The sequence below is a fragment of the Deinococcus marmoris DSM 12784 genome, assembly GCF_000701405.1.
Taxonomy (GTDB): domain Bacteria; phylum Deinococcota; class Deinococci; order Deinococcales; family Deinococcaceae; genus Deinococcus; species Deinococcus marmoris.
Genome location: NZ_JNIV01000064.1, coordinates 14,116 through 27,800, shown reverse-complemented (window position 1 = coordinate 27,800; position 13,685 = coordinate 14,116). Strand labels below are relative to the sequence as shown.

Annotated in this window: 11 protein-coding genes; 5 read left to right on the top strand and 6 right to left on the bottom strand. The window is 64.7% G+C overall.

Translation table 11 applies throughout. The features are described 5' to 3' along the window. Positions 1–23: 23 nt before the first annotated feature. The 3 genes from Q319_RS26320 to Q319_RS27230 form a co-directional block, all read right to left on the bottom strand. A protein-coding gene (locus Q319_RS26320; protein WP_156039371.1) for an IS630 family transposase occupies positions 24–978 on the bottom strand; the annotation gives its coding sequence in 2 pieces (ribosomal slippage) (positions 24–626 and positions 628–978; 954 coding nt in all). 189 nt (positions 979–1,167) lie between these two features. Continuing rightward, complete coding sequence (locus tag Q319_RS0114990) at positions 1,168–1,836, bottom strand: HD-GYP domain-containing protein (protein WP_051655426.1); 669 nt, start codon at positions 1,834–1,836, stop codon at positions 1,168–1,170. Next, positions 1,833–2,021 (bottom strand): hypothetical protein, encoded by a 189-nt coding sequence (locus Q319_RS27230; RefSeq protein WP_156039370.1) that lies wholly within the window; start codon positions 2,019–2,021, stop codon positions 1,833–1,835. The genes Q319_RS0114990 and Q319_RS27230 overlap by 4 nt, the downstream gene beginning before the upstream one ends. A 936-nt stretch (positions 2,022–2,957) precedes the next feature. Between Q319_RS27230 and Q319_RS0114970 the strand changes: the two genes are divergently transcribed. Next, complete coding sequence (locus Q319_RS0114970; protein WP_029483285.1) at positions 2,958–4,109, top strand: AfsR/SARP family transcriptional regulator; 1,152 nt, start codon at positions 2,958–2,960, stop codon at positions 4,107–4,109. An 88-nt stretch (positions 4,110–4,197) separates the two neighbouring features. Here the strand turns inward: Q319_RS0114970 and Q319_RS0114965 are convergent, their stop codons facing one another. Then, the gene (locus tag Q319_RS0114965; RefSeq protein WP_029483284.1) at positions 4,198–4,593 is read right to left on the bottom strand and encodes a 2Fe-2S iron-sulfur cluster-binding protein; all 396 of its coding nucleotides are present in this window, start codon (positions 4,591–4,593) and stop codon (positions 4,198–4,200) included. A gap of 37 nt (positions 4,594–4,630) precedes the next feature. Beyond that, positions 4,631–4,846, bottom strand: a complete 216-nt coding sequence (locus Q319_RS0114960) for a hypothetical protein (protein WP_029483283.1) — start codon at positions 4,844–4,846, stop codon at positions 4,631–4,633. A gap of 300 nt (positions 4,847–5,146) precedes the next feature. Here Q319_RS0114960 and Q319_RS0114955 point away from each other — a divergent pair, with 300 nt between their 5' ends. The 4 genes from Q319_RS0114955 (at position 5,147) to Q319_RS24625 (ending at position 11,678) form a co-directional block, all read left to right on the top strand. Then, on the top strand, positions 5,147–7,699 hold the full coding sequence (locus Q319_RS0114955; protein ID WP_051655425.1) for an Ig-like domain-containing protein: 2,553 nt from the start codon (positions 5,147–5,149) through the stop codon (positions 7,697–7,699). 195 nt (positions 7,700–7,894) lie between these two features. Next, the gene (locus Q319_RS0114950; RefSeq protein WP_051655424.1) at positions 7,895–8,968 is read left to right on the top strand and encodes a WD40 repeat domain-containing protein; all 1,074 of its coding nucleotides are present in this window, start codon (positions 7,895–7,897) and stop codon (positions 8,966–8,968) included. A gap of 198 nt (positions 8,969–9,166) precedes the next feature. Continuing rightward, on the top strand, positions 9,167–10,435 hold the full coding sequence (locus tag Q319_RS0114945) for an NHL repeat-containing protein (RefSeq protein WP_162178660.1): 1,269 nt from the start codon (positions 9,167–9,169) through the stop codon (positions 10,433–10,435). Between the two features lie 172 nt (positions 10,436–10,607). Further along, a complete protein-coding gene (locus Q319_RS24625; RefSeq protein WP_029483279.1) occupies positions 10,608–11,678 on the top strand; it encodes a hypothetical protein in 1,071 nt (356 codons plus the stop codon). Positions 11,679–11,982: 304 nt separating this feature from the next. Here the strand turns inward: Q319_RS24625 and Q319_RS0114935 are convergent, their stop codons facing one another. After that, positions 11,983–13,587, bottom strand: a complete 1,605-nt coding sequence (locus Q319_RS0114935) for a gamma-glutamyltransferase family protein (protein ID WP_029483278.1) — start codon at positions 13,585–13,587, stop codon at positions 11,983–11,985. Positions 13,588–13,685 lie beyond the last annotated feature (98 nt).

Sequence of the window (13,685 nt, the reverse complement as noted above, 5' to 3'; positions counted from 1 at the left end):
TGTCCCCAACACTAGAGCATTTGTCACAAAAGAAGTCTCGGATGTGCGTGCTTGAACCAAGCTCGGATTTCCATGGACTGGATTCCTTGAAGTGCCCTCCCAATGCTGGAGATGACCTCCGAAATGGTGCGCGGTGCTGCACCGCGCACCAGAGCTTTGAGTTTGGAGAACAGCAGTTCAATCGGGTTGAAATCCGGGCTGTAGGGCGAGAGATACAGCAATGTACAGCCCCGAGCCTCAATCAGCGTCCGAATGGAGGCGAGGTGATGCGATGACAGGTTATCCAGCACGACGACCTGTCCTGGTTTCAACGCTGGACCCAGTTCTTCGCGGACGTACCACTCGAAAACTTCCCCATTGAGTGGGCCATCAATCACCAGCGGAGCCACTGGCCCCGCCAGGCTCAGCGCACAGATCAAACTCTGATTCTGTCCATGATTGCGGGGAGAGGCGCAGACCGCCCGGAGATGTCGGGGCGCGCGGGCATACCCGCGCGTCATGTTGGTCTGGAAGCCGCTCTCGTCGAGAAAGACCAGCCGTTCTGGACGGGTCAGATACGGTTCAAGATCGTTCAAAAAAGCGGTGCGCTGATCCTCACGGCGTTCGAGTGCGACCAGTGTTTTTTTTATGGGTGATCTGAAGGCGTGCAAACACACGGTCCACAGTCTTGAAACAGATCTTGAGGCCCGTGGCGTCTTCGAGCATGCAAGCATGCTCGGTCAGGGTGGCATCGGGGTGGGCTTCGAGTTGTTTGAGCAGTTGATTCTCGTGCGCTGCCGTCACCGTCCGGTGACGGCCTGTGGGTTTGACCCGAACGTGCAAGGTGTTGTTGCGATGCCGTTCCAGGTAACCCTTGACCGTATTGACATGAACGGCGAAGTGACGCGCTGCTTCCTCCGGTGTCGCCCCATCAAGGACCAGGGCAACAATCCGAGTCCGAAATTCCAACCCATAACCGTAGACGCCTGCTGTATTCACTCAGCTACTATGCCAAATGCTCTATACCCTGCACAGCGCCGTGCTGGAGCATAATTTCGCTTCTCTGGTCGGGCGTGGAAATACGCCGCACTCTGGGAAGACAGACCAAAAAAATCAACTCCTGCTCTGCGGAAGTTGTCGGCGGTGGGATGGATTGGCAGGAGAAGAGTTGCGCTCCTCAGGAAAAACTCAGCCCAGAGGAAAGGTGGGTTGCTGGTGGAAAGGTAAAACGCGGTACGCAAAAATTTGAATCAGGCGCGGATCAAAGGCCATGCCCGAATGTTGCAGCAGATACGTGGCAGCCTCGTCGGCGGTCCAGGCGGCGCGGTACGGGCGGTCCGAGACCAGCGCGTCGTAGACGTCGGTGATCTTGAGCAGGCGGGCCAGCAGCGGGATGGATTCGCCGATCAACCCCATCGGGTAACCCTCACCGTCCCAGCGTTCGTGGTGGTGGAGAATACCGCCCAGGATTTCATTGTCCACTTGCGGCGCGGTGCGTGCCAGACGGTGGCCCAGGCCGGGGTGCTGCTGGACGGCCTCGAACTCTGCGGGCGTCAGTGGGCCGGGCTTGTTCAAGATGCGCGGGTCGATGGCCACCTTGCCGATGTCATGCAGCAGTCCGGCCCACACGATCTGCCGGATATCCCGTTCACTGTGGATCAGGTCGGCGGCGGCGGCTAGTTTCAGGGTCAGCTCGGCCACCCGGCGCTCGTGCCCTTCGCAGGGGCGGCCCGCAAGTGCCGTCACCCAGGCGCTGGCCTCCCGGAAATTGGCTTCAACCGTCAGGTCATGGGTACTTGCATCGGCTTTCCAGGCTCCGCTGTCCGGGTTGTTCCAGGGAAGCCGTCTGGGACTCATTCCAGACCAGCACAGGACAGGCGACCCATCCGGAAAGACATGCTGTCCATGCGGTTGGTCAGCAGCGAGGCGCTGGCCGGGCGCACGTTGGAGGTCTCCGTGGCCTGCTGACGCACCTGCTTGGCGGCAGTGGTGTCAAAGGCTTCACGGACCTGCTGCATTTTTCGGGGGTAGGATACGGTCATGTCAGTCGCCTTAATTTGCGTTAACGCTGGACTGCGTAATGGGAGCGGCGCTTTCGGTACCAACCAAAGTCTTTACCGCTGCGTTCGCAGTGCCAATGCACATGCTGAACGTCAGAACGATTCCGAGTAAGGAGCGCAAGGTCTTTTTCATGAAGGTATCATAGGTGGCAGAGTGTGAAAAAGCGTTTTGTGCCTCCTGCACAGCTCCAAAGCGAGTTTGATGCTGGTAACTACGATGCTATTTTAACAACCCTGACGGCGCGAAGTGACTTGGAGTCGAGAGAATTGGCTTGGCTTGGTATCTCACTCCTCCGCACAAACCAATTTGCTGCCGCTGAGGAGCCGTTGGAGCTGGCGATGGCACTGGGTGATGTTGAAGCCAAAGTGGAATATGGGAATCTTTTGCGCGTTCTCGGTCAAGAGAGAAAAGCGGACGCACATTTTGAGGAGATCACCTCCAGCTTGTCTGGCGAGTTGCTTTTCAGGACGCTACGCTGGCACGGCGTAGTTTTACAGAGCTTGGGGCGTGCTGATGCCATTAAAAAAATAGAGGAATCGCGACGAGGTTACCTCTCTTTAGGAGATAAGAAGGTAGCGGCTCGCATATCGCACACTCTCGCATTCGCCCATATGATTCGTGGAGAAGTTCCTGCTGCACTCAGATACATCAATAGCGCGCTCCCCGCATTAGAGAAAGACATAAACAAGAGACCCTTGCTCTCTGCACTGTATACCCTGCTTGATATTCAATCTGAAGCCGGATATATTGACGAGGCCTTTAATACAATAGGGCGACTTCAGAATTTAGTCGATGCGATGGAAGATGAACATTACTCGCTTCAGTTAGATGCCCGAAGAACAGAACTGATGCTAATAACAGGAGATTATGCAGGTTTTTGTGAAAGTCTGCTAAGCCTAGCGAATCGAGCAGAAAGGATGCAAGAAGTCCAGATCACCGATTACGCCCTCTCCCACCTCGCCAACCATTACAGCCGGATTGGAGAACATGCCGAGGCGGTTCGCACCATTGCCCGGCTGCGCGCCCTGAATCCTGAACTCTCGCTGTATGCGCGGGTGGTGCTGGCGATGATGGCCCTGCGGCGCGGCGACAGTGCCTCGGCGCTGCGGATGCATCTGGAAGTGCGTGAGGAAGCCCTGCGGCGCGGCGCTCAGATCGACGCCACGCGCGCGCTGCTGCTGGCGGCATTTAGCGCCTACTGCATGAACGATCTGCCGCGCTGCACTGGGCTGCTTTCGGAAGCGCTGCTGGAACTGGCGGGGCAGCCGCATTCGCAGTCGCAGGCGGCCATTGCGCCGGACCTGCGGGAAATCGAGGAAATGCTGGCCTACGCGCGCCTCCAGCCCAACCTGGCCCCGCTGCTGGAGGCCGCGCTGGAAGACGCCTCCCTGCTGGGCGGGACCATGCGCGACGATCTGTTCACCAGCGGCATGCGCCTGGAAATCATGACGCTGGGGCAGGAGCTGGTGCTGCGCGACGGGATTCCCTGCGCCATGCGGGCGCGCGGCAGCGTGGCGGTGCTGGCCTATCTGGCGCTGCATCCGCGCAGCACCCGCCAGGACGTGGTGACACAACTGTGGCCGGACCGTGATCCAAAAAAGGCCGCCACGTATTTCCGGCAGTGCGTCACCGATATCCGAGAAGCGATGGGCGCAGACGTCATGCTGGTGGAGGGCGCGCATCAGGCCCCTGAATACCGCCTGAGTAGCAAGGCCAGCATCACGCTGGATAGCCAGCGGGTGCTGCAACTGGTGGCGGGCGGCCAGTTACCTGCCGCCGTGGCCGCCTACAAGGGAGAATTCCTGCCCAGCCTCCAGGAAAGCGAGTGGGCCGGGGAACAGCGCATGACCATTCAGCGGGCGCTGGTGGGATCGCTGCGGGCCGAGTTGCGGGCCTCGCAGATCGAGCGGGGGCAGGAGCGGCGGGTGGTGCTGCTGGCCACCGCCATCCTGGGCATTGATCCCAACGACACCGAAACCGAGGACCTGCGCCTGTCGGTGGCGCGGCAGGTGTCCAGCCCCTCGGAAATTGCCCGCTTCGAGGCCGAGCGGCACAGAAAGATGAATTAGGGCAATTGTCGAAATAGGTGTCAGGCCAAGTGATGCCGGAACGTGTCCAGGATTGCTCCCAGACGCGTCCATACCACGGATTAGGGGTCTAGCCCTCGGTGGACGCGCCGGGGCGGGTGGTCCACTGGGGGTCCGGCTCTATGGCCTCGGCGGGGGCCTTACCGGGTTCCAGGCCCGTGCTGGCCGCCGTTTGCAGCGGTGTCAGGCGCATCCCCGGCGCGCACTCGATCTGACAGGACAGCCGGGCCTGACCCAGCAGTTCCTTCTCCGTCAGCTTGTCGTATTCGGCCAGGGTCATGGCGTCGGGTTCGCCCTCCTGAAAAGTCACGCGGCAGGTGGTGCATCTTGCCACGCCGCCGCAGCGGTGCAGGATGTCCACGCCGCCGCGCTCCAGCGCCAGCACCAGCCGCTCGCCGGACTGCGCCGTGATGTCTGGGAAGCCTTCGACCTGAAGGGTAACGCTCTGGGGAATGTTCTGTGTCATGGGGGACAGCATGGCATGGCCTGGGGGGTGGGCGGCGTCATGCGGACTCCGGTTGCAAGGTGGTGGGCCGCCCCTCGCTGGCCTGACAGACGCCGTGCTTTGGCGTTCGGCTCAGGTCTTGCGGGTTGCTGGCTGCGCTGGCGTCCGGCTGAGCGTCCACCCAGCCCCGGCCCTTGCCCCGGCGGTTGCCCGCGATTACTGTCTGACCGGCGCGGCCCAGCAGCGCGGGCGCACGCTTCAACACCTGATCCACGGGTGCCCGCTGGGTGGTTCTGCCATCTCCGTGTCTCTTTTGACCTGCTCTCCTTGACCTACTGATCCGGCTTCGTCGCCTGCCCGAATCGCCCTGTTCCCGGCCCCTGCCAGATGAGAAAAACCTTCACGGCAACGCCTGTTTCCGAGTAACGCTATTTGCGATGGTTTAACGTTCTGCGGACTATTCTCGCCTGTCTCGCCGTTGCCATGCCGGTGGCCGTGCAGTTCAGCGCACCCCCTGCCAGAGCGACAAATCTGTCCCGACTATCCCCGATATGAGAAAAGGAACCTTCCTGTGATGTCCAAAACCTCTGCCCGTCTGCTGCTGTCCCCGTCCCGCCTGCCCCTGCTGGGGCTGGGCCTTGTCCTGACCGGCCTTCTGGCCGCCTGTAACCCCGGTCCCACGCCCCCTGCCGGCGGGAGTGCCGTGACTGGCGTGAGCGTTACGCCAGCCACCGTGACCCTGAATCCAGGCGGCCAGCAGCAACTGAGCGCCACCGTGACCGGCACCGGAACTTTCATCAAGGACGTGACCTGGACCTCCAGCGCGCCCACGGTGGCGACGGTGGATGGCACCAGCGGTCTGGTGAAGGCCGTGACCGTCGGGAACGCCAGCATTGTGGCCACCTCCAAGGCCAATGACAAGGTCTTCGGAACCTCGGCGGTCACGGTCACGGCGACGACCATCCCGCCCAACCCGCCTACCCCACTGCCTGCCGACGGCCTGAAGATCAACTTCCAGCCAGCGGGTGCTGCCGTTCCGGGCGGGTACACCGCCGATACCGGCGCGGCTTACAGCGAGGCGCGCGGTTACGGCTGGGTGGCCCAGGAGGGCCGTGCCCCGCTGGACGTCTCGGTCAACGCCCGCGTGAACGAGGCGCAGCCGGTGGACGCCCGCCTGAAGTCGTTTATTCACATGCAGTACAACGCCAACACCAGCGTGCCTGCGGTGAAAATCCCGGCGGCCTGGGAGTACAAGGTGGCCGACGGCACCTATACCGTGACCGTCAGTACCGGCGACCCCAGCGCCAACGTGGACAGCACGCACGCCCTGAACATCGAGGGTGTCAAGGCCATCTTGCCGTACAAGCCTGCCGACACCAACAAGTTCCGCTCCGTGACCCTGCGCGTGCCAGTCAGGGACGGCAAGCTGACCATCGACGCCATCGGCGGCACCAACACCAAGATCAACTACGTGATCCTTTCGCCCGGTGCCCTTCCCAGCGTGCGCGAGACCAAACCGGAAAACGGGCAGACCATGGTGGACCCCAGGGGGGCCGTGACGGCTGACCTGAACCTGCTGGCGTCCGTCAATTCGGCCACCCTGACACAGGCCGTTTCACTGACGGGGCCGGACGGCAAGTCGGTGCCGGCCATCGTGAACACGTCGGGCGGGGGAGACATTGTGGTTCTCAAGCCCAATGCGACCCTTCAGCCCTTCACGACCTATACCTTTACCATCACCTCGGCGCTCAAGGACGGAGCGGGCAACGCTTTCCTGCCCTTCAGCACCAGCTTCGTGACGGGTCCGATGGCCGGCAACGGTGGCCCCGTGGAGTTTGAGAAGATTTCGCAGGCCAACGTCCCCTCGGGCGCGTACACCTCCGTTCAGGTCGGCCCGGACAACATGCTGTACGCGGCCACGCTGACCGGCGAAATCCTGCGTTTTGCGATGGGGGCCGACGGCACGCTGGGGAAGCCGCAGACCATCACATCCGTCAAGGATAAGGACGGTCTGCGCACCATCGTTGGCCTGACGTTTGATCCGTCAAGCACGGCGGGCAATCTGGTGCTGTGGATCAGCAACAACGTCATCTACACCGGCGATCCGGTGGACGATTGGACCGGCAAGATCACGCGCCTGAGCGGCCCCAACCTGGAAAACGTGCAGGACTACGTGGTGGGCCTGCCGCGCTCGGTGCGCGATCACCTGACCAACTCGATCTCCTTCAAGCCGGGCGAGCCGGGAGCGCTGTACGTCTTGCAGGGAAGCAACTCCTCTCTCGGAGCGCCTGACGACCAATGGGGACAGCGGCCCGAGCGGCTGCTGACCGGGGCGCTGCTGCGGGTGGACCTGAACAAAATCCCGGCGGGTTCGCCCGTGAACGTCAAGACGGAAGACCGTGGCAGCTCCAACTACAACCCCTACGCCCCCGGCGCACCGGTCACGCTGTACGCCACCGGCATCCGCAACGCCTACGACATGGTGTGGCACACCAACGGCTCGCTGTACGTTCCGGCCAACGGTGGGGCGGCGGGCGGCAACACCCCCAGCGTGCCCAGCCCACTGCCTGCCACTTGCGCCAACCGGCCCGACGGCAGCTACAAGGGTCCAGTCGTCAGTGGCAAGAACGGCCTGCGCAAGCAAAAAGATTTCCTGTTCAACGTCAAGTCCAACAAGTACTACGGTCACCCCAACCCGACGCGCTGCGAGTGGATTCTCAACGGCGGCAACCCCACGCCGGGTGCAGGCAATGATCCTGCCGAGGTTATCGATTACCCGGACGGCACGCAGCCTGATCCCAACTGGGGCGGCGTCGCCTACGACTTTGGCGAGAGCTTCTCGCCCAACGGCGTGATCGAGGAATACACCCTGCCCGGTAGCAACTCGCTACTCAAGAACCGCCTGCTGGTGGTGCGCTACAGCCAGGGCAAGGACATCATCGTGCTCAAGCCCGGCCCGGACGGGAAGATCGTGACCAGCGAAACCCTGGAAAATGTGCCGGGCCTGACGAACTTTAACCCCAGTCCCCTGGACCTGACGCAAAACCGCAGCAACGGCCACATCTACGTGTCTCTGCTGGATGAAACCACCGGCCAGGGCACCATCACGCTGGTCAGGCCCAAGTAAGCCGCTTCAGACACAGTCTGTTGTAGATCTCCCTTTCCACCCGGTCCTGATTCAAGGCGGCGCGTGGAGGTCCGGTTCACCCCCGGCCTCCCGCGCCCCTTTTGCTGTTCCGGCATTTTTCCAGAATCTGTTGCCTTGCGGAACCTGGGCCTTCCCAGAATTCGCGCCTTTCCAGAGCTTGCCCCGGAGGTCTGCATGAACCGTTCCGCCCTGTTGACCCTGGCCCTGCTGTGGGGTGCTGGTCTGCCCAGCGTCTCCGCCCTCAGTCAGCCGCCCGTCCAATCTTTGACCGGTCAGCGGTCAGTGACCATGCCTGAGCTGCGCCCCAGCCGCAGCCTGCCGGTCAGCGCCGTGTATGCCGGGGCGCTGGCTTTCAGCCCGGACGGCCACTGGCTGGTCACGGGGGGCGGTGAGGGCCTGATCCAGTGGTGGCCCGTGGGGGGCCAATCTGTGGGGGGCCAATCTGGAGGAGGCCAGGCGGGACGCGGCCCCAGCCTGCGCCAGCCGGGAGCCGTGACGGCGCTGGCCTTCAGCCCGGACGGCAGCAGACTTGCGGCCACCAGCGGGGACGGGCGTGTGCGGGTGTGGGATGCGGGAAGCAGGGCGCTGCTGCTGACGCTGAATCCCGAAACCTATTACGTCACGGCGCTGGCCTTCAGCCCCGACGGGTCGATGCTGGCGACGGCGAGCGGCGACAACACCCGGCAGCCCGGCACGGGCAACAGCGTCAAGCTGTGGGACCTGACCACCGGACGGGTACAGGGCAGCCTGCGCGGGCACAGTGATGTGGTCACGGCGCTGGCCTTTGCGCCGGATGGCCGCACCCTGGCCAGCGGCAGCCGGGACCGCACCGTGCGGCTGTGGGACGTGGCCGGACGCTTGCCCCTGCGGACTCTGGGCGGCCACGGGGATGACGTCAGCGCCGTGTCTTTCAGCCCGGACGGCAAGACGTTGGCCAGCGGCAGTCTGGACACCACGGCGCGCCTGTGGACCGTTCAGGACGGACAGTTGCAACGTGAATTGCGTGCCCTGGGCGGCCCGGTGGAGGCCGTGGCCTTCTCGCCGGACGGTGGGAGCCTGCTGACGGGCGCGCGGGACGGGCAGGTGCGGCTGTGGAACGTACGGAGCGGCGCACCTGTCGCCGTCCTGGGCGGCCACAGCGACGGTATTAAGGCGCTGGCCTTCAGCGTGGATGGCCGGAGCGCCGCCGCCGCCGGGGGCCGGGACCGACGCGTGTTGCTGTGGTCTTTGCCCGCCAGTTCCCGCTGAGTGGGCCTTCACGCGCCGTGAATGTTGGCCGCAGGGCAGTCCCCGCATCCCCTCCCGTTAACGTTGCTGTATCGCTCTCCGCGTCACCATCTGGTCACAAAGTCTGGTCTCAAGGACCGGGCGCGGCAAGACCTTGCGAAGACCGAAAATCTGTGAAAACAGGGCGCGCCAGGAGCTTAGACGATGAGGTTGACACCAGTGAAGAAACGACAGACCGCCTCAAGATTGACCCTGATGACCGCTGTGCTGGCCCTGTGCGGTTGCTCAGCGCTGCCGCCCGCTGGGGCGCAGGCCGCCGGGCCGGATCAAACACAGCAGGCCCCCCAGGCGCAGCAGCCGATTCGCCCCGCCTTCGCGGCGCACGATACGGCGGCGCAGGCGGGTGGCCGCATCGTGGTTCTGGGCGTCAGCGGGGCGAATTACGTCTTTGCACGCTATGGCGTTGACGGTCAGCCTGACCCCAGCTTTGGCGCTGCGGGTGAGGTCCGGTTGCCCCGCACAGCCCAGAGCAGCGCCGATGTCCTGCGGCTGACCGTGCAGGCCGATGGCAAACTGCTGGCACTGGGCGGACGCGAAGTGTTGCGGCTGCTGCCGGACGGGCAGATAGATTCCACTTTTGGGCAAGGTGGCCGGGCCATAGCAGGATTGCCCGCCGCACCGCAGGCACTGGCCACCCTGCCGGACGGACGTGTGCTGGTGGCAGGTGGCAGCCGCGAACTGTCGGCGGACCCGGCTGCCCCAGCCTCCATGCTGGTGCTGACGCGCCTGCTGCCGAATGGGCAGCCCGATTCCAGCTTCGGCGTGGGCGGGCAGGTGGCCACGGCTGCCGACGACTCGGCCTCGGCGTATAGCCTGTGGCCGCTGGCGGGCGGCGGCGCACTGATGGGCGGCACGGCGCTGTCGTTTGCAGGCGGCACTTCCAGCCGCTGGGTGGTGGCGCGTCTGACTGCTGGGGGCGCGCTGGATTCCGCCTTCGGGGATGGGGGCGTGGCGACGGTGCGGCAGGACCGGTTTGCGGCCACCCGGCCCAGCGATCTGGCCGTGGACGCCTCGGGCCGGGTGCTGGCTGCCGGATACCTGAGCAGCGGAATCTGTACTGCGGCGCGTCTGTTGCCCACGGGCCAGAGCGATCCTGCCTGGGCCTACGAGAACGCCAGCGCCCTGCGCGTCCTGCCAGACGGCAATGCGCCCGGCAGCGGCGGCGCGAGGACTGGAGTTTCCGGGGTCTCGCTGGCCCTGCTGCCCGGCAATGGGGCGGCGCTGGGGGGCTGCGCGCAGTTTGCCCCCGACGCCTCCGGGCAAAATCAGGTCAAGCCGGTCCTGGCCCGCCTGGGCATGAACGGTGACCCGGACCGTGCCTACGGCAATGAGGGTTTCCAGCCCGTCTCCGACAGCGCCCAGGTCAGGCTCACCCCGCAGGGAAAACTGCTGGTGGGCCTGGATCCGGTCACCCAAATCGAGCCGTAAGGGCACTTTGGGGTTCTGACGCGACCTCTGCCGTATCGCGCAACACACCACCATCACCCAACCCACCCGTCAACAGACCAGAATCAGGCCAGGACAATGTTGGACAAGCCAGCGAGGACACCTCTCCAGAGGGGGCCAGCTCAACGTGGCGGAATCGACTCAGGAGTGAACCATGAATAAATCGACGAATTTTTCCGGGCCGCATGACGTCCGCTGGCATCCGGGCCGCTGGACCCTGGCCGCCCTACTGGCATTGACCACGGGTTGCGCCCAGCCTCAAGGCACAGAAGTCAAGCCAGAGACCAAGCCGCCTGTGGAGGCCACCCCCATGCCGCCTGCCGATGTGCTGCTGAGCGCCGATCCGGGTCTGCTGGTCTTCAGCGGCACCCGAGACGGCACCGGGGCCGGGGCCAGCGCCGTGCAGACCGTGGCCTTCGAGAACAGCAGCAGCGCGGCGGTGAAGCTGACCGGACTGACCTTCTTCGGGGATACGGGGACCTTCGAGCTGGTCTCGCCGCCTCCCTTTCCGCAGACGCTGGCTGCCGGGGCCAGCCTGAAGCTGAACGTGAAGCTGCTGCCGGGGGCCACGACGGGCGTGCTGCGTTCTACCCTGCGCGCCGTGGGAGACACCAAGCCTGTCGGGGAAGTGACTCTGGCCGGGCTGCGCGCCGCTGGTCTGGAAGGCGACAACGAGCCGCCGCTGGCCCAGATCGTGGACGCCCTGAATTACGGGACGAACGTGGGCGGTAATGCCTTGATCCTGGACAAGAGCGCCAAGCTGATCGGTGACGAGGTGGCGGCCCCGATGTTTGAACGTGCCTCGGCAGGTCCGGTGACCCTGCGCCCGGTGGCCCGCTACTCCCCGGACGGTCCCTCGGCCTACGGCAGCTTTGTGCTGGACGGCGGCGCGGTCCGCACCCAGCAGCGGGGGGCGATGGTGCCCAGCGGGCAGAATCAGACCCTCAATCCGCCGCTGCAATCCGGCCAGCCCACCTTCGATCCGGGCAGCGCCCCGTTCGGCATCTATCTGGCCCCCAACAGCTATGCCAAACAGACCACCTACACCCTGGATCGCCTGAACACCGAGACGCTGTCACATGCTGTGCGCGTTTACCCCCTCAAGGACCGAGCAGGAAAGACCCTGCCGAACAGCTATCTGCTGGGCTTTGAACCCGCCGTGAACGGCGATTATCAGGACGTGGTGTTCGTGCTGGAAAATGTTCGTCCGGTGGCCGCGAAGTAGCCGGACAGGGAAGGGGAGAAGGGCCAGAGCGTTCGCCGCTGCTGGCCCCTCTCTTTTTTGCGCTCATACGGATTCCGTCTGTTTCGCGCAGAAATCGGGACAGCGCAGGGTTCCCACACTCCACGCCCGGAGGGATGTTTTTCTCCTTCTCGCTCTGCTTCGCAGCCTTGCAAGTCTGTCGTCATGAACAGACGCCCATGACTGGGACAGCTCGAAGAAAGGACGCTCTTCCTCTGCTGGCGCAGCTCTGCGAGTCCCGCTCGGATGACAGGTTTTCTCCAACACCTTTTAATCGGAGTCCGTATCACCACGCCGCGATGTGCCCGTCCGTGCGGCTTTCGGTGCCGCCTTCCAGCACGCCGGTTTCACTGTTGCGCCAGATGATCTGGCCGCGCCCGAAGGCACCGCCCTCCAGTTGCACGCTGACGCGGTGACCGCGCGCCGCCAGCTTGCGGGCGAGGTCTGCACCCAGCCCGGCTTCCACCTCCACCCCCAGCCCGGCCAGCCACTGCCAGCGCGGGGCGTCCAGCGCCTGCTGCGGGTTCATGCCGTAGCGTACGGTGTTCAGGACTACTTGCAGGTGGCCCTGCGGCTGCATGAATCCGCCCATCACGCCGAAGGGGCCGACGGGCGTGCCGTCGCTGCGGGTCAGGAAGCCGGGGATGATGGTGTGGTAGGGGCGTTTACCGGGGGCCAGGACGTTGGGGTGGCCGGGTTCCAGGTTGAAGTTGTGGCCCCGGTTGTGCAGCCCGATGCCCGTACCCGGCACCACCACGCCGCTGCCGAAGCCCATGTAATTGCTCTGGATCAGGCTGACCATGTTGCCCTCGTCGTCCGCCGTTGCCAGATACACCGTGCCGCCGCTGCCGGGCGGTGCGGTGGCCGGGTCGTGGGCGGTGCCTGAGAGCAGGCCCCGGTGTGCCTGGGTGTTCGCCTCCGAGAGCAGGTGTTCCACGTCCACTTTGCTGTGGCGCATATCGGCGACGAACTGGTGCGCGTCGTGGAAACCGCGTTTCATGGCCTCGATCTGGAGGTGCAGTCCGTCCGGGTCGTCGCGGCGGTCCGGCAGGGGCTGGCCTTCCAGAATGTTCAGCGCGATCAGTGCGGCGATGCCCTGGCCGCTGGGCGGAATCTCGTGGAGGCGGTGGCCGCCGTACTGCGCGGAGATCGGCGTGACCCACTCGCTCTGGTGCGCGGCCAGATCCTCGGCCCGCAGCAGGCCGCCCGTGGCCCGCGCGTGGGCGTCGATCTGCGCGGCCAGATCACCTGTGTAAAAAGATTCGCCGTAGCTGTCGGCAATGGCTTCCAGCGTGCGGGCCTGATTCTCGCTGCGCCACAGCGCGCCGGGGGCAGGGGTAAAGCCGTCTGGGGCGAAGGTGCGGAACCACTCGTCCATGATGGGCAGCTTCAGCCCCCGGTAAATCTGAGTGCCCCGTGCCCACGCCGCCGCTGCGATGGGCGACAGCGGGTAGCCCTCGCGCGCGTACCGGACGGCGGGAGCCAGCACCTGCGCGAAGTCCAGCTTGCCGTGTGCCCTGTGCAGATCGGCCCAGCCGCGCACGCCGCCAGGAACGGTCACCGGGGTCCAGCCGTGGCGGGGCATCTCGCCGCCGTGTCTTTCTTGCAGGGCGTCCAGCGTCAGCGCGGCGGGCGCTGCGCCGCTGGCGTTCAGGCCGTGCAACTTGCCCCCGGCCCACACGAGGGCGAACAGATCGCCGCCGATGCCGTTGGCGGTGGGTTCCAGCACGGTCAGGGCGGCGGCAGTGGCAATCGCAGCGTCCACGGCGTTGCCGCCCGCTTGCAGGATGCCCAGGCCCGCCTGCGCGGCCAGCGGCTGACCGGTGGCCACCATGCCACGCGAGGCGTAGACCGGGCGGCGCACCACCGGAGCTTCACTTTGATAGGACATATGGCTGTCAGGGTAGCAGGGGCAGGGGAGGCGGGGCGGCCTGATTTATTCCAGACGTGCAGCCTGGGACTGGCGTCGATTGACAATGCGGGACAGCG

Coding starts and splice junctions, on each gene's coding strand:
- Q319_RS0114990 (WP_051655426.1), bottom strand. CDS start 1,836: ATGAGTCCCAGACGGCTTCCCTGGAACAACCCGGACAGCGGAGCCTGG.
- Q319_RS27230 (WP_156039370.1), bottom strand. CDS start 2,021: ATGACCGTATCCTACCCCCGAAAAATGCAGCAGGTCCGTGAAGCCTTT.
- Q319_RS0114970 (WP_029483285.1), top strand. CDS start 2,958: ATGCAAGAAGTCCAGATCACCGATTACGCCCTCTCCCACCTCGCCAAC.
- Q319_RS0114965 (WP_029483284.1), bottom strand. CDS start 4,593: ATGACACAGAACATTCCCCAGAGCGTTACCCTTCAGGTCGAAGGCTTC.
- Q319_RS0114955 (WP_051655425.1), top strand. CDS start 5,147: ATGTCCAAAACCTCTGCCCGTCTGCTGCTGTCCCCGTCCCGCCTGCCC.
- Q319_RS0114950 (WP_051655424.1), top strand. CDS start 7,895: ATGAACCGTTCCGCCCTGTTGACCCTGGCCCTGCTGTGGGGTGCTGGT.
- Q319_RS24625 (WP_029483279.1), top strand. CDS start 10,608: ATGAATAAATCGACGAATTTTTCCGGGCCGCATGACGTCCGCTGGCAT.
- Q319_RS0114935 (WP_029483278.1), bottom strand. CDS start 13,587: ATGTCCTATCAAAGTGAAGCTCCGGTGGTGCGCCGCCCGGTCTACGCC.